Origin of the sequence: Polynucleobacter sp. TSB-Sco08W16 (assembly GCF_018687455.1) — a bacterium.
Taxonomy (GTDB): Bacteria; Pseudomonadota; Gammaproteobacteria; order Burkholderiales; family Burkholderiaceae; genus Polynucleobacter.
Map to the genome: position 1 here is coordinate 1,059,615 of NZ_CP061291.1, position 18,681 is coordinate 1,078,295.

23 protein-coding genes are annotated in these 18,681 nt (G+C 45.1%); 5 read left to right on the top strand and 18 right to left on the bottom strand.

Annotated features, from left to right (window positions below):
- Position 1: 1 nt before the first annotated feature.
- A complete protein-coding gene (locus tag FD961_RS05240; protein ID WP_215392959.1) occupies positions 2-652 on the bottom strand; it encodes a CoA transferase subunit B in 651 nt (216 codons plus the stop codon).
- A gap of 15 nt (positions 653-667) precedes the next feature.
- On the bottom strand, positions 668-1,369 hold the full coding sequence (locus FD961_RS05245; RefSeq protein ID WP_215392960.1) for a CoA transferase subunit A: 702 nt from the start codon (positions 1,367-1,369) through the stop codon (positions 668-670).
- A 160-nt stretch (positions 1,370-1,529) separates the two neighbouring features.
- Between FD961_RS05245 and FD961_RS05250 the strand changes: the two genes are divergently transcribed.
- From FD961_RS05250 to FD961_RS05265, 4 genes are read left to right on the top strand one after another with little or no spacing between them, the layout of a single operon-like run.
- The gene (locus FD961_RS05250) at positions 1,530-3,200 is read left to right on the top strand and encodes an electron transfer flavoprotein-ubiquinone oxidoreductase (RefSeq protein WP_215392961.1); all 1,671 of its coding nucleotides are present in this window, start codon (positions 1,530-1,532) and stop codon (positions 3,198-3,200) included.
- 3 nt (positions 3,201-3,203) lie between these two features.
- Positions 3,204-3,590 carry a lactoylglutathione lyase gene (gene gloA, locus FD961_RS05255; RefSeq protein WP_083393494.1) on the top strand — a complete coding sequence of 129 codons (387 nt, stop codon included), beginning with the start codon at positions 3,204-3,206 and terminating at the stop codon, positions 3,588-3,590.
- 1 nt (position 3,591) lies between these two features.
- Entirely contained in the window at positions 3,592-4,764 is a 1,173-nt protein-coding gene (locus FD961_RS05260; RefSeq protein WP_215392962.1) for a GNAT family N-acetyltransferase, read from the top strand.
- Positions 4,761-5,027, top strand: coding sequence for a DUF1289 domain-containing protein (locus tag FD961_RS05265; RefSeq protein ID WP_215392963.1), 267 nt, complete (start codon positions 4,761-4,763; stop codon positions 5,025-5,027). Before FD961_RS05260 ends, FD961_RS05265 begins: the two co-directional genes overlap by 4 nt.
- Positions 5,028-5,066: 39 nt before the next feature.
- Here FD961_RS05265 and FD961_RS05270 read toward each other — a convergent pair whose 3' ends face one another.
- Positions 5,067-6,674, bottom strand: coding sequence for an ABC-F family ATPase (locus FD961_RS05270; protein WP_072582273.1), 1,608 nt, complete (start codon positions 6,672-6,674; stop codon positions 5,067-5,069).
- 110 nt (positions 6,675-6,784) lie between these two features.
- Entirely contained in the window at positions 6,785-7,495 is a 711-nt protein-coding gene (locus FD961_RS05275; RefSeq protein ID WP_215392964.1) for a queuosine precursor transporter, read from the bottom strand.
- 94 nt (positions 7,496-7,589) lie between these two features.
- Between FD961_RS05275 and FD961_RS05280 the strand changes: the two genes are divergently transcribed.
- Complete coding sequence (locus FD961_RS05280) at positions 7,590-8,768, top strand: acyl-CoA dehydrogenase (RefSeq protein WP_215392965.1); 1,179 nt, start codon at positions 7,590-7,592, stop codon at positions 8,766-8,768.
- On the opposite strand, the gene mnmH is transcribed toward FD961_RS05280, so the two are convergent.
- From mnmH to soxY, 14 genes are read right to left on the bottom strand one after another with little or no spacing between them, the layout of a single operon-like run.
- Complete coding sequence (gene mnmH / locus FD961_RS05285) at positions 8,769-9,842, bottom strand: tRNA 2-selenouridine(34) synthase MnmH (RefSeq protein WP_215392966.1); 1,074 nt, start codon at positions 9,840-9,842, stop codon at positions 8,769-8,771.
- Between the two features lie 9 nt (positions 9,843-9,851).
- Entirely contained in the window at positions 9,852-10,271 is a 420-nt protein-coding gene (locus FD961_RS05290) for a thioesterase family protein (RefSeq protein ID WP_215392967.1), read from the bottom strand.
- 20 nt (positions 10,272-10,291) lie between these two features.
- The gene (locus FD961_RS05295) at positions 10,292-10,636 is read right to left on the bottom strand and encodes a TIGR01244 family sulfur transferase (protein WP_215392968.1); all 345 of its coding nucleotides are present in this window, start codon (positions 10,634-10,636) and stop codon (positions 10,292-10,294) included.
- 59 nt (positions 10,637-10,695) lie between these two features.
- The gene (locus FD961_RS05300; RefSeq protein ID WP_215392969.1) at positions 10,696-11,133 is read right to left on the bottom strand and encodes a DUF6691 family protein; all 438 of its coding nucleotides are present in this window, start codon (positions 11,131-11,133) and stop codon (positions 10,696-10,698) included.
- A 1-nt stretch (position 11,134) separates the two neighbouring features.
- Complete coding sequence (locus FD961_RS05305; protein WP_215392970.1) at positions 11,135-11,572, bottom strand: YeeE/YedE family protein; 438 nt, start codon at positions 11,570-11,572, stop codon at positions 11,135-11,137.
- A 17-nt stretch (positions 11,573-11,589) separates the two neighbouring features.
- Positions 11,590-12,711 carry a YeeE/YedE family protein gene (locus FD961_RS05310; protein ID WP_215392971.1) on the bottom strand — a complete coding sequence of 374 codons (1,122 nt, stop codon included), beginning with the start codon at positions 12,709-12,711 and terminating at the stop codon, positions 11,590-11,592.
- A gap of 18 nt (positions 12,712-12,729) precedes the next feature.
- Entirely contained in the window at positions 12,730-13,047 is a 318-nt protein-coding gene (locus tag FD961_RS05315) for a hypothetical protein (RefSeq protein ID WP_215392972.1), read from the bottom strand.
- Between the two features lie 60 nt (positions 13,048-13,107).
- The gene (locus tag FD961_RS05320; protein ID WP_251371221.1) at positions 13,108-14,031 is read right to left on the bottom strand and encodes an MBL fold metallo-hydrolase; all 924 of its coding nucleotides are present in this window, start codon (positions 14,029-14,031) and stop codon (positions 13,108-13,110) included.
- Between the two features lie 48 nt (positions 14,032-14,079).
- Positions 14,080-14,517, bottom strand: coding sequence for a DsrE family protein (locus tag FD961_RS05325; RefSeq protein ID WP_215392974.1), 438 nt, complete (start codon positions 14,515-14,517; stop codon positions 14,080-14,082).
- Positions 14,518-14,540: 23 nt separating this feature from the next.
- Positions 14,541-16,271: a thiosulfohydrolase SoxB gene (soxB, locus tag FD961_RS05330; protein ID WP_215392975.1), complete on the bottom strand. Its 1,731-nt coding sequence runs from the start codon at positions 16,269-16,271 to the stop codon at positions 14,541-14,543.
- Positions 16,272-16,315: 44 nt separating this feature from the next.
- The gene (gene soxX, locus FD961_RS05335; protein ID WP_215392976.1) at positions 16,316-16,954 is read right to left on the bottom strand and encodes a sulfur oxidation c-type cytochrome SoxX; all 639 of its coding nucleotides are present in this window, start codon (positions 16,952-16,954) and stop codon (positions 16,316-16,318) included.
- 19 nt (positions 16,955-16,973) lie between these two features.
- A complete protein-coding gene (gene soxA / locus FD961_RS05340; RefSeq protein ID WP_215392977.1) occupies positions 16,974-17,786 on the bottom strand; it encodes a sulfur oxidation c-type cytochrome SoxA in 813 nt (270 codons plus the stop codon).
- A 44-nt stretch (positions 17,787-17,830) separates the two neighbouring features.
- Complete coding sequence (gene soxZ, locus FD961_RS05345) at positions 17,831-18,139, bottom strand: thiosulfate oxidation carrier complex protein SoxZ (RefSeq protein WP_215392978.1); 309 nt, start codon at positions 18,137-18,139, stop codon at positions 17,831-17,833.
- 55 nt (positions 18,140-18,194) lie between these two features.
- Entirely contained in the window at positions 18,195-18,647 is a 453-nt protein-coding gene (gene soxY, locus FD961_RS05350) for a thiosulfate oxidation carrier protein SoxY (protein ID WP_215392979.1), read from the bottom strand.
- Between the last annotated feature and the right edge of the window lie 34 nt (positions 18,648-18,681).

An 18,681-nucleotide genomic window follows, 5' to 3' on the forward strand; every position in this document is an offset into this window, starting at 1 on the left:
GTTAGAAACCCGTTGTATCAACAGGGGCGCCTGTTTTGGCGACTACTTCTTCTTTGCTTACGCCAGGAGCCAATTCGACCAACTTCAAGCCCTTAGGAGTGATGTCAAGAACGCAAAGATCAGTAATGATCTGACTAATGACACCTACACCAGTGAGTGGCAATGTGCACTTGGGCAAAATTTTGAGCTCTTCTGTGCCATCCTTTTTCTTGGCTACATGCTCCATCAACACCACGACGTGTTTTACGCCAGCAACCAGATCCATTGCTCCGCCCATACCCTTCACCATTTTTCCTGGAATCATCCAGTTGGCTAGGTCGCCATGTTCGCTTACTTGCATTGCGCCCAAAATAGCAATGTTGATTTTTCCACCGCGAATCATTCCAAAAGAATCGGCAGATGAAAAAATAGAAGAGCCAGGTAATGTCGTGATGGTTTGTTTACCAGCATTAATTAAGTCAGCATCAATGGTTTCTTCGGTGGGAAATGGGCCAATGCCCAGCAAACCATTTTCAGATTGAAGCCACACTTCCATATCTTTTGGTACATGGTTGGCTACCAGAGTAGGCATACCAATACCAAGATTGACGTAATAGCCATCTTTTAATTCTTTAGCAGCACGTGCTGCCATCTCATCTCTTGTCCAAGGCATATCGATCTTCCTAAATTAAGCTTTTGCAGTCATAGTGCGCTGTTCAATGCGCTTCTCTGGCGTTTTGTGAAGCACCAGGCGATGTACATAAATGCCCGGAGTATGAATTTCGTCTGGATGGAGTTGACCGTTTTCCACAATCTCTTCCACCTCGGCAACTGTAATCTTGCCAGCCATTGCCACAACAGGATTGAAGTTACGTGCAGTGTAGCGATAGACTAAGTTTCCTGACTTATCTGCTTTCCATGCTTTCACTAAAGAAATATCGGAAACAATAGAGCGCTCCATGATGTATTTTTCACCATCGAATTCTTTTACCTCTTTACCTTCAGCTACCAATGTTCCAACACCAGTCTTGGTATAGAACGCTGGAATGCCGCAGCCTCCAGCGCGTAATTTTTCAGCCAAGGTGCCTTGTGGTGTGAATTCCAATTCCAACTCACCTGCTAAAAACTGGCGCTCAAATTCTTTGTTCTCACCTACATATGAGGCAATCATCTTTTTGACTTGACGGGAATTCAATAAAAGCCCCAAGCCAAATCCATCTACACCAGCGTTATTCGCAATAGCAGTCAAATTCTGTGCGCCGAGATCTTTCACCGCCTGAATGAGCGCCTCAGGAATACCACAAAGACCAAAACCGCCGACAGCCAGTTTTTGTCCGTCTTTTAAGATGTCCCGCAGGGCATCGACTGCCGATGGGTAAGTTTTATTCATAACTTTTGTCCTAAGATTGCCAAAAAAAGGTAAAAAAGTAATCATAACGCCTTAGATCCTATAGCCTAGGGTGTCTCGGCACTAAATTGGTTTTTGGGAGTTAGAACTAAACTATCAAGGCTGAAATACCCTCTTTTTTAAGAAATCTCGGAGAAATTGCATGAATCAGGAGCGGCTACTAGAACAATTTGGACCCAGGGAATCCATGGATTACGACCTGGTCATTGTTGGGGGTGGACCTGCTGGCCTCGCTGCTGCCATCAAGGCCAAACAACTTGCTCATGATTCAGGCAAAGAAATCAGCGTTTGTGTTTTAGAAAAGGGTTCAGAAATCGGCGCCCATATTCTGTCTGGCGCTGTCATGGACCCTAAAGCACTCACCGAGCTTTTTCCGAACTGGCAAGAAATGGGCGCCCCACTGAATACTGAAGTGACACAAGATCAATTTCTGTTTTTAACTTCCGATAATTCTTATCAAGTTCCTAATTGGATGCTGCCACACTGTTTTAAGAATGAGGGCAACTTTATTGTGAGCTTGGCCAATGTGACTCGTTGGTTGGGTGAACAAGCCGAAGCACTTGGCGTAGAAATTTTTCCAGGCTTCCCTGCAGCAGATATTTTGTATAACGAGCAAGGCGCAGTTAGCGGTGTTATCACTGGGTCTATGGGCTTGGATAAAGAGGGGAATCCTACCGATCAATTTCAATTGGGTATGGAGTTACGCGGTAAGTACACCCTCTTTGCCGAAGGCTCTCGCGGACATCTAGGTAAGCAGCTCATTGCTAAGTTTGGCTTAGATAAAGATGCCGATCCACAAAGCTACGCTATTGGGATCAAAGAGTTGTGGGAGGTAGAGCCCTCTAAGAGTAAGCCTGGCCTGGTGGTTCATACCGCTGGCTGGCCCTTAGAGAGCGATACTTATGGCGGCTCATTCTTGTATCACCTTGGCGATAACAAGGTTGCTGTGGGCTTGGTTGTTGGACTGTCTTATAAGAATCCCTACCTTTCTCCTTTTGAAGAATTCCAACGCTATAAGTTGCACCCAAAAATTCGTGAAACTTTTGAAGGTGGCAAACGTATTGCATATGGCGCACGTGCGCTCACCGCGGGCGGATTAAATAGTCTTCCAAAAATGGCGTTTCCAGGAGGTGCATTGATTGGTTGTGATGCTGGCTTCTTAAATGCTTCACGTATTAAAGGCAGTCATGCCGCCATTAAAACTGGCATGCTAGCTGCAGAAGCAGCAGTATCGGCCCTCAATGACAATCGCTCTGCCGATGTCTTGGCCGGCTACCCAACTGCTTTCCAAAATAGCTGGTTACATACCGAACTAAATCAAGCGCGCAATTTCAAGCCGTGGATGTCTAAAGGTTTATATATCGGCACCCTGATGGTTGGATTGGAGCAAAAGGTATTGGGTGGCAATATGCCTTGGACAGTACACCTCAAGCATGCTGATCACGAGTGCCTGGAGCCCGCAGCCCAGCACAAACCGATTGACTATCCCAAACCCGACGGTAAGATCAGCTTTGATCGCCTGTCTTCCGTGTTTATCTCTAATACGAACCATGCCGAGAATCAACCGATTCATCTCACTCTAAAAGATGCGGCAATCCCAGTTAGCTTGAATCTCAAAACCTATGCAGGGCCTGAGCAACGCTACTGCCCTGCTGGTGTTTATGAGTACGTTGAAGCAGATGGTCAGCCACGTTTACAAATCAATTCACAAAACTGCGTCCATTGCAAAACCTGTGACATTAAAGATCCAAGCCAGAATATTGTTTGGGTGACGCCTGAAGGCAGTGGTGGCCCCAACTATGGTGCAATGTAAGCCATGATGATGCTACACACAATGTTGCGCGTTGGAGATCTCCAGCGCTCGATTGATTTTTACACCAAAGTGCTCGGTATGAATCTTTTGCGCACTACCGAGCGCCCAGAGCAAAAATATTCCTTAGCCTTTGTTGGCTTTGGCAAAGGTAATGCCGATGGGCAAGCAGAGATTGAGTTGACCTATAACCATGGAGTTCATTCTTACGATTTAGGTACCGCCTATGGTCATATCGCCATCGGTGTTTCTGATGCTTATGCGGCCTGCGACAAAATTAAAGCATCCGGCGGAAATGTCACGCGTGAAGCAGGCCCGGTTGCGGGTGGCGACACCATCATTGCCTTTGTAACCGACCCAGACGGTTACAAAATTGAATTAATTCAGCGCTAAAGTGACAAGCTCAGATACGTTTCATCTAGAAATTCTCGATAGCCTATCGGATGTATCTGCTTCAGATTGGAATACCCTGCTCACCTGTGACGCGGGCCCTTTTCTCACACATGAGTTCTTAAGCTCTCTTGAGGAGACCGGGTGTGTTGGCGGCAATACAGGATGGCAAGTGGCACATCTCGTTCTGAGGCAAGGCAAGCAGTTGGTAGGCGCAATGCCTCTGTACTTAAAACAACATTCCTATGGTGAGTTTGTCTTTGACTGGTCTTGGGCACAAGCCTACGAGCAGCAAGGCATGAATTATTACCCAAAGATACTATGCGCCATTCCGTTTACGCCTGTACAGGGTTCGCGTATTTTGAGCGCACCACAATGCAATGCGCTCGAGATTCAGAAAGCACTCCTCGGCGGACTGAAATCCTTGATGACAGATAACGATCTCTCTTCTGCACATATTTTGTTTCCTATGACGGATGAAGCGGAATTTCTCAGGGAACAAGGCCTCTTGCTAAGAGATTCTGTGCAGTTTCATTGGCACAACCAAAATTTTCAGAGCTTTGAACAGTTTCTATCAATATTAACGATGAAGCGTCGCAAGAATATTCGTCGTGAACGAGAACAGGTTGCAAGGGAAGCAATTTCATTTAGGCATGTTCCCGGAGGAGACTCCAAAGATCAAGATTGGGAATTCTTTTTCGATTGCTATCAAAATACTTACCTAGAGCATCAATCAAGCCCATATCTAAATGCGTCATTCTTCAAGCTATTAGCCAAAAGAATTCCAAACAATTTGCACCTCATTATTGCTGAGCGTAACGGGATATCTATTGCCGCCTCCCTACTGTTGGTGGATAAACAATCATCTAAGGTTTATGGCAGATATTGGGGTGCGCTAGAACATGTGCCCTGTTTACACTTTGAAACTGCTTACTACCAAGCGATTGAATACTGCATTAAAGAAGGCATTCAAACCTTTGAAGGCGGTGCGCAAGGTGAACACAAAATGGCGCGAGGATTCTTGCCAACCACAATCCGATCTGCCCATTTAATTAAAGACCCTAGGTTTTCAAAGGCGATTGCTCATTTCCTAGAACGTGAGCACCAAGGCATTGGGGCTTATGTTGATGAGCTCGCCGAGCATAGTCCGCTGAAATCGACTAAAGTACTCCCATGAATTCTGGAAGCAATAACAATCAAGCATCACAAAACGGCTCACTCTCACTCTCTACTGGAGATGACGAATCTGATTCTCCTTGTATTGGCGTCTGCACGACTCTATACGATGAGGTTTGCCAAGGCTGTGGCCGTACTTTAAATGAGGTGAGCAATTGGGTCTTTTTCTCGGACGAAGAAAAGGCTTCTGTTTGGAAGCGTATTCGCGAGGATGGAACGGCAACCCGTTTTCAGCGACAAGCTAAAGAAAATAAGCCCATTTGATGGGCTTATTTTTTAACTCACTTCACTGCATTAACTGATTTATCCAGCCAAAGCCTGGCTTCTTAAGTATTCCTCATAAGTTCCAGAATAATCAACGATAGTGCCATCCATCTTGACTTCCAAGATGCGATTAGCCAAAGCAGAAACAAACTCACGGTCGTGAGAAACAAAGATGAGAGTGCCGTCGAACTTTTCAAGAGCGATTTGCAAGCTCTCAATCGACTCCATATCCATGTGATTGGTTGGCTCGTCCATTGCTAGGACGTTATATTTCTGGAGCATTAACTTGCCCCAAATCATGCGACCCTTTTCACCACCGGAGAGAACCTTAACGGACTTACCAATGTCATCACCGGAGAACAAAAGGCGTCCTAAGGTACCACGGATTACTTGATCGTCATCGCCAGTGTTGCGCCAGTTATTCATCCAATCCATGAGCAATTCGTCTTTTGCGAACATCTCAGTATTGTCTTGTGGCATAACACCAACGTTAGCATTCTCAGCCCACTTCACATCGCCACTATCAGCAGCGATACCGTCAAAGCGCTTACTCAGAATAGTTTTAAGAAGTGTTGTCTTACCAGCACCGTTCTGACCAATGATGGCAATTTTTTCACCAGCACGAACACCGAGCTTGAAGTTTTTAAAGATCACACGGTCATAGGCTTTGGTAAGCGCATTGCACTCTACTGCCATGTTATGCAATTTTTTCTCAGTATCAAAACGAATAAATGGGTTTTGACGTGATGAAGGTTTTACTTCTACGATTTCAATCTTCTCTAACTGACGTTGGCGTGAAGTTGCTTGACGCGCCTTAGAAGCATTTGCCGAGAAGCGGGCTACGAAAGCAGCCAATTCAGCAATTTTTTCTTTGGCCTTCACGTTAGAACTAAGTTGTTGCGTTCTTGCCTGTACAGAGGCAAGCATGTAGGAGTCGTAGTTGCCTGGATAGACCTTGAGTGTTCCGTAGTCCATATCAGCCATATGCGTACAGACTTCATTCAAGAAGTGGCGATCATGGGAAATGATAATGATGGTGCTTTTAATCTGATTCAGAATGTCTTCTAACCAATGGATAGAGTGAATATCCAAGTTATTGGTTGGCTCGTCTAAGAGCAAAACATCTGGATCTGAAAACAAGGCTTGAGCAAGCAATACGCGGAGCTTCCAACCAGGGGCAACATTGCTCATCAGACCATTGTGCTGTTCGATTGGAATACCAATTCCTAATAACAACTCGCCTGCTTTTGCTTCTGCGGTATAGCCACCGTACTCGGCATACTTACCTTCGAGCTCTGCAGCCTTCATATAGTCTTCGTCAGTCGCTTCTGGATTTGCATAGATCGCATCGCGCTCAGCAGCAGCTTTCCACATTTCTTCGTGACCCATCATTACTACATCCAGAACACGCACATCTTCGTATGCGAATTGATCTTGACGTAATTTACCTAGACGAACACCTGGGTCTAGACTGATGTTGCCGCTGGTGGGCTCTAATTCGCCACCCAGAATTTTCATGAAGGTAGATTTACCGCAACCGTTTGCTCCAATGAGGCCATAACGATTACCGCCACCAAACTTCACGGAGATATTTTCAAACAGAGGCTTTGCCCCAAACTGCATGGTGATATTAGATGCGGACAGCACGGATGTTTTCTAGCTTTCTGAAATTCAATTCAATAGATACCCCCTAGACTGGGGGCAAAGACCGTTATTTTAACGGTTTAGGGCGGGGAAAGCCTGAAATCAGGAACTGATTAGAGTTTGACCCGAAATGGCGTGAAATTCGTATGAATATCGTAATAATCCTCATTTTCTTTACGCTTGAGGAAATTCACAACCCAGTAGGTCAAGGGCGTAGCTAGGATCTCCCAGGCTGTTTTCAGGACGTATTGAGCTAAAGCCACCTGAATAACCTCATGGGTAGGCCATAGACCGTAGAAAGCGAGCATATAAAAGAATGAGGAGTCCACCAACTCCCCTACTGCGGTTGATCCAATAGTGCGCATCCATAAGAAGCGGCCTTGAGTCCATATCTTCATCTTCGCCAATACAAAGCTATTGGCAAAACTGCCGCACCAGAAAGAAAACATTGAGGCCAGGGCAATACGCCAAGAGTTTCCAAAAACAGTCTCTAGGCCTTGTTGATAGTTCGCCATATAGGCCCCAGGCGCAACCGGTAAGGCAATCACAATTTGCGCCATGATCGCCGCAAATGCCAAGGCTGCAAAACCAGCCCATACGGCTCGACGGTCATACGCGTAGCCATAGACCTCAGTCAGGATGTCGCCAAAGAAATAAGAGATGGGAAAGAACAAGATACCGCCACCAAAAGGTACCTGTCCAAAATAAGGCAGGTCGACTACGGCAGCCTTCCCTGCCCCAATAAAGTTCGAGCACAGGAGAACAACCACAAAGGCAGCCAGAATCAGGTCGTAATAGCGATGGTGACGTCTTGGTGAGTCCATAAGTCTAGAAAAATGGATAATAGAAAGAAGAATATCTGCATTCCTGAAATTACGCAGGATGCAGGCAAAATTTATGACAGGATGAGCAAAAACCATGAGTAAAGCCAGCTTCAATTGGGAAGACCCACTTCTCCTCGATACACAGTTAACCGAAGACGAGCGCATGATTCGTGATGCAGCTGCAGAATATGCCCAAGGCCGTTTAATGCCGCGTATTCAAGATGCCTATCGTAATGAAACTACCGACCCAGCCATCTTTCGCGAAATGGGTGAGCTTGGCCTTTTAGGCATCACCATCCCCGAGCAATACGGTGGCTCAAATTTAAATTATGTTTCTTATGGATTGGTTGCCCGTGAAATCGAGCGCGTAGATTCCGGTTATCGCTCCATGATGAGCGTGCAATCCTCATTGGTCATGGTTCCAATTAACGAATTTGGCACAGAAGCGCAAAAACAAAAGTACCTGCCTAAATTGGCCAGTGGCGAGTGGATCGGATGCTTTGGCTTGACTGAGCCAAACTATGGCTCTGATGCTGGCGGCATGATTACTCGCGCTAAGACAGTTCCCGGCGGCTTTTCTTTGACGGGTTCAAAGATGTGGATCTCAAATTCTCCAATTGCCGACGTATTTGTAGTGTGGGCTAAAAATGATGAAGGAGTCATTCGTGGCTATATCCTTGAAAAGGGTATGAAAGGCTTAAGCGCCCCAAAAATCAGTGGCAAGATGGGTCTGCGCGCCTCCATCACCGGTGAAATCGTGATGGATGAAGTATTCGTCCCCGCCGAAAACGAATTCCCCGAAGTTTCCGGCTTAAAGGGTCCGTTCACTTGTTTGAACTCTGCTCGCTACGGAATTTCATGGGGCACATTAGGTGCTGCTGAGTGGTGCTGGCATGCAGCACGTCAATACACCTTAGATCGTAAACAGTTTGGTAGGCCATTAGCCGCCAATCAACTCATTCAAAAGAAGTTAGCTGATATGCAAACTGAGATCACCATGGCATTGCAAGGATGCCTGCGCTTAGGTCGCATGAAAGATGAAGGCATTGCTGCTCCTGAAATTACCTCCATCATGAAACGTAATTCTTGCGGAAAATCTTTAGACATTGCCCGTATGGCGCGTGATATGCACGGCGGCAACGGCATCTCTGACGAGTATGGTGTCGTTCGGCACATGATGAACTTAGAGGTTGTAAACACCTACGAGGGCACTCATGATATTCACGCCCTGATTTTGGGTCGTGCACAAACAGGAATACAGGCTTTTAGCTGATTAAGCTTTTAGCTTATCGACAATAGCCTTTGCCGCCTTGGCAAAGGCGTTGTCACTATCATCCTCTAGCAGGACAAAGTGCTCAATCTTGTATTGAGGAAAATTACGCACAATCGAAGACTGGTAGGATGGGTCATAGTGCTTGACCAATAACTCTTCCACTAGTTCTGGAAACCTACCTGCATCAATGGCATCATTCCATTTGGCAATTTGGACTTTTCCATAATGCGCTGTTAGCAAAGCAAGCTTGCTTTTAAAGTTATCAGCATCGCTCAAGAAGTGATGATATTCACGCATGAGCCATGACACTCGCGTTTGAGTGCTTGACCTCAACTCAATACAAGCGCCATTGCGAATCTTTTCCATCAAGGCATCGGGGATATGAACACCGCCTACCTTCTTACTTTCTGACTCCACGAGTACAGGCTTAGAGGGATCCAAAGAGCGCAGAGTATTCCAAAGCTCAGTCTCAAAACCTTTTTGCGAAGGTTGTTCGATGTTAGGCTCATTACCCAACACGGAACCACGGTGAATGGCTAAAGCCTCTAAATCCAAGACTTGGGCGCCTAGCTTTTGGGCCTCTTGAAGAATTCTGGTTTTGCCACTTCCGGTCATGCCGCAAACTACCTGGAAGGAAAACTGCTGAGCAGCCTCCTCAAGACCATCAATCACAGTGCGCCTGAATCCTTGGTAACCACCTTCTAGTTGCATGGCTTTCCAGCCAATGCGGTTGAGGATGTGTGTAAACGCCCCGCTTCGCTCGCCACCACGCCAGCAATAAATGAGAGGTCGCCATTCACGCGGCAGCTCGAGAAAATTATTTTCAAGATGGTTCGCAATGTTACGAGAAACCAAAGCAGCGCCTAATTTCTTTGCAGCAAATGGTGAAACTTGTTTGTATAGTGTGCCGATCTTCGCGCGCTCTTCATTATCGAGAACGGGGAAATTCACTGCACCCGGTATATGGTCTAGAGCGAACTCAGCAGGAGACCTCACATCAATAATGAGATCAAAGCGATCTAACTCTGATAGAAATTGATCTAGCTTAAGAATGTGTGGATTGCTAGGTTGCATACCGCAGGGTTAGACAATCTTCTGCAAAATATGCTCGGGCCAAGGTGCGGATTTATTGGTAGTCAGATCTACCCACACCATAGTTGCACCACCAATTGCCACCTCTTCATCAGGCGTAGCCACCAAAGCCATGCTGGTGTAGACATCCATACTGGTTCTACCAATAACACCAATCGAGGTTTTCAGAATCAACTCTCCAGGATAAGGGAGCTGTTTATAGAAATTGCAGAAGCCATTCATCATCAACATGGATTCACGACCGGGAGCTACGTCATAACCCATAGAGGTAATCCATTCAACACGCGCTTGCTCCATATACCGAAAGTACACGGTGTTATTGACATGACAGTATGCATCCATATCACCCCAACGAATTGGCATGATCATTTCATGAACTAGCTTACGTTCTTCAGGAATGGTGATGCGCATTACGATTGAGTGCTGGTGCTTTATTTCACTTGCAATGCAAGTTGATACAGATTGCTTGAGCGCGCACCAGAGCGACAAAATGCCAGCACTGGACCAGGCATCGTTTTTAATAAACGCGCCATTTCTCGTACCTGCTCAACTGTCATAGCACTAGGCACAACTGGTAAATAGGCATAGTTCAAACCTAACTTCTCTGCCTCAGCTTGAATGCTGGCACTGCTTGGTTGATCGGGGCCACCCTCACCATCGGGACGATTATTAATAACGCTTTTATAGCCCTGCTGAGCAATTTCAGCTAAATGACTGGGATCAATCTGGCCAAGAGTGCCGAAATGATCGTTATGACAAGTAATAGGAAGACTCATTGCACCCTCTTCAGCTAGGAATTAATCAAAATTTAGGTTTGATTCTAAATCAGGCCGAACTAGGCAGTATTTTTATGCGCACTTAAGAAGCGGTCGCAGAACTCCATGCCAGCCAACATGGCAATCAGAAATACCAGCGCCTTGAGCTGTCCTGCACCCAAAGCAACAATCGCCGGGCCTGGGCAAAAGCCAGCAATACCCCAGCCAGCACCGAATATAAGACTGCCAATCACCAGAGGTTTAGTGATGTCACGTCGCCTAGGTATGTGCAAAGCACCACCAAAAAAGGTCTCTGTTCTTTTGCTGACAACATAAAAGCCAGCGAGACCAACAATGACCGCGCCGACCATGACAAATATCAGGGATGGATCCCAAAGACCTGCTAGATCAAGGAATCCCAAAATCTTCTGGGGATTTGTCATCCCAGAAATAATCAATCCCCAGGCAAAAAGTACGCCAATTGCATACTGACTCAAGAGGCCAAAATGTTTTCTCATCTTATGCCCCGATCACATGACGCAAGACATATACAGTCAGAAATCCAGCACCCATAAATGACAGCGTTGCTATCAGTGAGCGTGGTGATAGCCTAGATAAACCACAAATTCCATGGCCACTTGTGCAACCCGATCCATACTGAGCGCCTAAACCTACCAAAAACCCAGCAACTAAAATTGCAAACCAATCAGCATCTACTTCAATAATGGGGCGGATATCAAAGAACAAAGCGGCGATGACTGGCCCAGAGAGAAGACCTAAGACAAGAGCACTTCGCCAAGCTCGATCACCTTGCTGGGGTTTGAGCAAGCCAGAAACAATTCCGCTGATACCTAAAATACGTCCATGCAATAGCACATAAAGAGCGGCTGCAACACCTAAAATCATTCCACCTAATAAAGAAGGAATGGGAGTAAATGAGAGCCAGTCAATTTGCATGAGTTATTCCAGAGTTATCAAGCACAGGGGTTAGGAGCTAAGCGCAGTTGAAGGTAGCGAACACCAAGGTATCCACCCAATATAAAACCAGGCAAAGCCAATATGGAGCCAAGAGCAAGGGTGGATATGCCACTGAGCCCCTGCCCTACAGTGCAACCCAAGGCAGTAACACCACCAAAACCCATGAGCGCAGCACCCAACAAGTGGTTAGCCGTATCTTCGGTATTACGAAATGACTCCCAACGAAAAGTTTTGGTAAGGAGAGAGACTGTTGCGGATCCCAAAATCATTCCCACTAACGCAACAATACCAATCGTCAGAACCTTAGAAGTATCGCTGTACATCATTAACCAATCTAATGAGTAAGCATATGGCGCAACAAAAGAAAGGCTTTCCATCTTGCCAGAATTTGTTAATAGAAATACTTCTTCAAGCGTATTAGGATCCTCCGCCACATGACCAAGGCTGCCAGATACCCACCAAACAGCAGTAATTGCTAAGCCAACGGCAATGCCAGCGAAAAGATTTTCTGCAGTTCTAAAAGTTTTACTGGAAACAGCATAAGCGATGAACGCACAACCAATAATCAGACCAAGGATTAAATGCAGATTTGCCCTTTCAATCCCAAGAGGAGTGGCCAGCAAACTTGGCAGGTCTTGTGATGTAGCAAATGTAATAAATACTGTGTCTAGAGTGTTGATGCGAATAACCCCTAAAAATCCGCGCAAGGTCATATAAGCTGTTAAACCCAAGACCATAAAGACAATGACAGACTTTAAATTTCCACCACCAATACGAACCAAGGTCTTACTGCCACAGCCTGATGCCAGCACCATTCCAAAACCAAACATGATGCTACCAACCAAAGTAGAGAGCCAAAGAAACTTATTGCTGGTATAGATGGTCTTAAGAGAATCAATTAACCCAAAATGAGACAGGAATGTAAACCCTAAAATAGCCACTCCAATTGCCAAAAACCACTGCCTTAATCGATTCCAGCTGGAAACAATGAATACATCAGATATGGCGCCCATGCTACAAAATCCAGTTTTCTGCATCACCGCGCCAAGAGTAAAAGTAATGGCAAAAGTGGCCCAAAGGACGGACCTACCTAACGAGTGAATATCAACGACTTCCATGGGGCCCATATCCAATAATTAAGGTTTGAATTTATAAAACTGATGATTAAGATAGGCTGCAACATCGACCTCATCTTCTGGGAAAAGATCTAAACGCAGTTCAGTGTTGCAAAGCCCAACCATTTTCTTCAAATTAGCCATTGACCTCACCTTGCTATCGCCACGGGTATAAATCATGTCGCCATTACCAAACCCTGATTTCTTTGCGTGGCAGGAATAACACTTAGTCTGGTCAATGTCTTTACCATTTTCGAGATTTAGACTCGCAAAAACGTTTGCGCTTAAGCCAAAAATGGCCAAGGCAAGAGGTTTACGAATCAATGCGGCGAATTTCATTGCAAATCAGTGCTTTAAGACATAAACCACCATTTTAGAGCCAAGTTACTAATTTCGCCCCTATTCAGCCTGAATCGATAGGTAGACATTGTAGGCATTCATGCGATTAGCAGCTCTGAATAAAGGCATTCCCTCATATTCAGACCAGTCTGTATGCTGATACGCATCCTCAAAGGGGTCCATATTGAGCGCCGCAGCTGACATGGATTCGCGTAAATATTTGAGATAGGCTCTAGTAAAGGTTATATCTTCAGTTGGCTTTGCCGAATATGCTCCATGACCAGGAATCACAACACTAGGATTGAGTTTCTCAATTTCATCCAAGGCAAGCAACCACCCCTTACTGTCTGCGTTACCTACAAAGGGGATGCGCCCCCTAAAAACTAAATCACCCGCAAACAATACCTTTTCCGAGGGCACATAAACCATTAAATCCTCTGGGGCATGGGCAGGGCCTACGCGATTAATTAAAAACTCTACACCCCCTATATTGAGTTTACTTTTTTGGTCAATCCAAACGTCTGCAGGAATCAACTTGGTTTCTTCATTAACCCAAGGGGCAAAATCTACACGGGAGGCTATCAATCGCTGTTTAGCAGTTTCTGATGATAGGTAATTTCTGCCCTCACCTTGTGCGTAAATCTTAGCGCCAATCTTCTTAAACTCTTGCAGTCCATAAACATGATCTGCGTGATAGTGACTCACAATTACCGCAACAATCTTTTGATTTGTAATTTTCTTAATTTCAGAAATTAGTTTTTGCGCAAGAATAGGCGACCCTAACGCATCAACTAGAACCACACCACCAGAAGTAACGACAAAACCTGCATTGGAAATGAAGTTTTGGTTGGCGCTACTCCCCATTTCTGGACGACCTTGAACAAAATAAGTATGCGGCGCTACTTGAACTGGCTTTATAAGAACATTGTCAGGTAATGAAGCTGCCTGAGAATAGCTGATGCCCGAAAAGATAAGGGACCCCATAAGGATCCCCAGAAAATTTCTCACAAAACGAATCATTTCAATCAATCGCTATGGCTTGATATAGGCAAAGCCATCTTTATATTGAAGATCAGCCACCCGAACTACGCCTGATGGCGTAAAGTCCGCATCTAGAATGAATTGATCTTTCTTGAGGTTGCGATTCTTCAGAGTAATTTCACATACCTCAAACTTTACGCCACGAGACTTTAATGCTCCAATTAATGGAGCATACTCAACATTATTTTTTTTATCCCTACTACCTTCCATCAGCATATCAACGCCATTGGCATGAGTGACAACGATGATCGTTGTATCGGGCGAGGTATCTAAGTGATTACGAATATTACGCAATCCCTTGAGACCTTGAGTTTCAGCATCATCGATGTGATAAACAACTTTTGTTGCCCCCGATTTTTGCGCAAGAACACCCGAACTAAAGCCGATGGCAAGCAAAGTTACAAATATTAAGCTAAGGACTCTTTTCATCTCAATCACTTTCTATTAAAGATTTAGATTGGCGCCATACCAGGGTTATTGGACACGCCTTTTATCACCGGCTCATTTAGTTTGACGGCTTTCACAACCTTTACATCTTTGAGATGACGTTCAATCACATCCCATATAGGTTCACCACCAGCATTCTTGGCCTCCTCACTAACGGGCGCCCATCCCGCCACCTTGTAAGTCTTGCTAGCTTCAATCGATTTACCATTTAAGCGCATATCAGAAATGCGATTACCAGCGCCCTGAACAGGATCAATGGTGTATTGCATACCACCTACACGGACCATGTCACCACCTTGCTGATAATAAGGATCGGGATTAAATAAATTATCTGCGACGTCTTCTAATATGGTTTTGATAGTCTCACCCGTCATACTAGTCACGGTAGTGTAAGGATAGGTAATTGCTGTCTGATCAAGCAAATTTTCGCGAGTAATGGCTTGACCTGGCAGCAAACTTGTCCCCCAGCGGAAGCCTGGCGAAAAGGCAATCTCAGCATTCTTTTGAGACATTAGCCCATCTAAAATTAATTGATCAAAGCTACCGTTGAAATTGCCTCGGCGATAAAGCAAGCCATCAGTAGTGGCTAATTTTTCATTTAACTTTGCCTCGTATGGAGCACGTACCTTAGCGATCAACTTTGACATCGTTGGATCAGCGGGAATCATATTCGAGAAAATTGGCAAGAGCTTATAACGGAAGTCGACTGGCTTTCCGCCTTTTACATCGAAGTCTAAAACGCCCAAAAATTTGCCGTTTGAACCCGCATTGGTTACCAAGGTCATGCCACCGCGGTTCTTCACTTGTACGGGAACTGGAACGCCGTCATGGGTATGGCCACCTAAAATAGCATGCAAACCACTGACACGTGATGCCATCTTCAAATCCACATCCATACCATTATGTGATAAAAGTACCACCACTTTGGCACCCTTAGTCTTCACTTCATCAATGGTCTTTTGAAGATTTTCTTCCTGAATTCCAAAGGTCCAATCCGGGGTGAAGTAACGAGGATTGGCAATCGGTGTATATGGGAAAGCTTGACCAATGATGGCAACTTGTACGCCATTCATATTCTTCATCACATAGGGGTTAAAAACCATATCCCCGAAATCTGAAGTTTTAATATTCTGAGCAATAAATGAAACCTTGCCCTTAAAGTCACCATTCACAATTTCCATAACACGCTTTTCACCAAGAGTCATCTCCCAGTGAGGCGTCATGACATCAACACCTAAAGTCAATGCTGCATCAACCATATCTTGACCATTGGTCCATAGTGCGGTACCAGAACCCTGCCAAGTGTCTCCCCCATCTAGCAGTTGTGCGCCTGGACGCCCGGCCTTTAATTGCTTTATTAGCGTTGCCATATGAGCAAATCCGCCCATCTTGCCGTAGTTCTGAGCTGCGGCTACATAATCTAAATAGGTAAAAGCGTGAGCATCGCGACTGCCCGGCGCTATACCATTTGCCTTGAGGAAATATTCACCAACCAAGTGAGGAGTCTTTCCCTCTTGTGCGCCAATACCCAAATTTACATTAGGCTCTCGGAAATAAATTGGCAACAATTGAGCATGACAGTCAGTAAAATGCAAGAGATGCACATTACCAAACTTTGGTAAATCATAAAACTTTTGGGCGGCAACTTGTGCGCCTGCAAAATTAGATTGTAAAGCCATGCCGCCAGCTGAAGCAAAAGCAAGCGCCTGCAAAAAATCACGACGACTTAAAGACATAAAGATTCCCCTTGTGAAAACAGGCCTGTCGGCCCGTCTTTCATTTATTGATTAACTGGCGAGGCTGGATCTAATAACAACGCCATCAGATCTTGAATTTGCTGCTCGTTCAAGAGTTTGAAGTGAGCAAATCGAGGCATATTGCTGCAGGCGTTATAAGCCTTAGAGTTATTAATTCGGTTCCAGGTGTACACAATCAACTCTTGGGAGTTGCCGCGCATCTTTCCGTAATTCCATAGTGAGGGGCCAATAGTTCCATAAGAGATTTCTTTCTTATCAATTTGGTGACAGTTGTAACATCCACCGCCAATTGGGGTGTCAGCCTTATCGGTCCAGGTTGCTCCACGGCCACTTTGAGCAATTGCTTCACCCTTCTTCCAGTCGCCAATGTATTTGCCATCAGAAGGCTGCTTAATGCTATCCATATTGATTTTTTGTATCTTTTCACGCATTGCCTGCCCTTTAACACTGCCTGCAAATACCGGGTCCGAGCAAAACTTTTGTGTTTCATCTTGTTGAATACGATCTAAACCAGCAATACCTTCTGCTCTAAAACCGTCCTTCATCATCTTATTAAACTTAGGATCATTTTGTTGTTGTGCAACAGCGCTACCAACAGGTAGAGCAAATACCAACATCAGACCTGTGCAGGCTAAGAGGGAATTAATGTTCTTGATTTTCATTTTCTCTGTCTCTTATCTATTAGCGCTTTAATCCAGGAGTCTCGACGGTGCCGCCATTGGCATTCTTTGCCATATACATAGATAAAGCAATAGTTAAGTCAGATGCATATATGGGAAAAGGAAAGCGCTGTTGACGATAACAATCGTTGAGACGTTGCTGCATGGTCCAAAATTGACCGCTAGAAACACGATACGCAGGCCAGTACCCCCAACCCAATGCGGCACCCTTTTGAGTGGTGATGTTCGGCAAATCTTGCAAACGAATACGCTTGCCATCCTCACCATGGCAGGAAGCGCATGAGAAATCCATTGGACCACCCTGGAAATAAAACGCCCGCTTACCAAGCTCATACATCTCTTTCTCTTTTGGATGATTTGTGCTGACTTTAATCTTCTCACCCTTGGATGCAGTTACTACGTAAGCAACAATTGCCTCCATGTCTTTCTTTGGCCCAACCTGAAATGGAGCATCTATCATCTCTTTTGAGTTTCGACCTTGCAAAGTTTGCATGCAAGTCATTAAGCGTGATTCAAGATCCTGAACCTTGTTTGTATCCTTAAAGTAACGTGGCAATTGGGCTGCTGCGCCCTTCACCACCCCTGGACCAAGACCTAAATCGCACTTCTCTAACGTAGCATTTTTTGGGCCCGCTGGTTTTTTCCAAAGGTCCTCACCTGCTGCCTCATAAAGCTCTGAAGGGTTTCCATCTGCAATCATTTCGCGATATTTTGCAATTTCATCTGTTGCTGTTTGAGCAAACAAAGAGGATGACATTGACAGACTTGCCACCAATACTCCCAAGGCCAGGCCATAGGTGAATTTACGCTGCATTTGCTTTCCTTTCAGAACAATAAGGCATTGATTGATAACGATAATTAAGAAGCGGTCGCTTCATCAGTGCGTTTATCGCCTTTGTTATCTACCCAGCTAACAACGATCTTGTCACCCTTTGCACCTTTGTATTTGAAATTCAAAAACGGATCCTTTGAGACCGCTGGACCAAATTGACCATTCAAAACATCTTTGCCATTGGCTTTGACATTGATTGTCGTAATGTGCCATGCAGGAACAACTTTCCCTGAGGCGTCTTTACGCTGACCCGACTCCATATCGTGCTTCATCAAAATTTTTACATCAACAATTCCACCGTTTTCAGCTGCTCTAACGCGCATTGGATCAGACATATTTTCCTCTTGTAATCTAGTGACTAATAAATTGATTCGTTCGGGCTATTTGCGCTTAACCGCCGCAACCACCTAAAGTGACTTTAACTTCTTTGACGGCCATACTCCACTTTCCGTCAGCCTTCACCAGCGCATAAACATTTGAGGTTTGACCCATCTTGATACGTGTAGTCACAAATGGCTCTGTTCCGGCGGGAATAAAAAATTGAGCAGCGAGAGAGCTTGGATTCTTTTCGACTAAGATCGCCATTTGCTCAGCCTTTAAGGTCGTCGTGATTCCAACGGGAACCACAGCACCATTTTCCGCAATATCAGGTGCGTTTAAAGTAACAGCGCTTGACTTATCTGGACTGCCAGCTCCCAAGATTTTAAATACATCATCCAAGCCTTTTCCTTCGAAAGCAGCCTTATTCCACTCTTGCGCTTGCGCAACGCTAATAAGCCCTGCTGACGCCATCAATCCAAAGACGGCTGAATATTTCAATAAACTACGTCGCTGTTGATTCATAAAAACTCCTTTATTAAGCTTTCTACGTGAATAT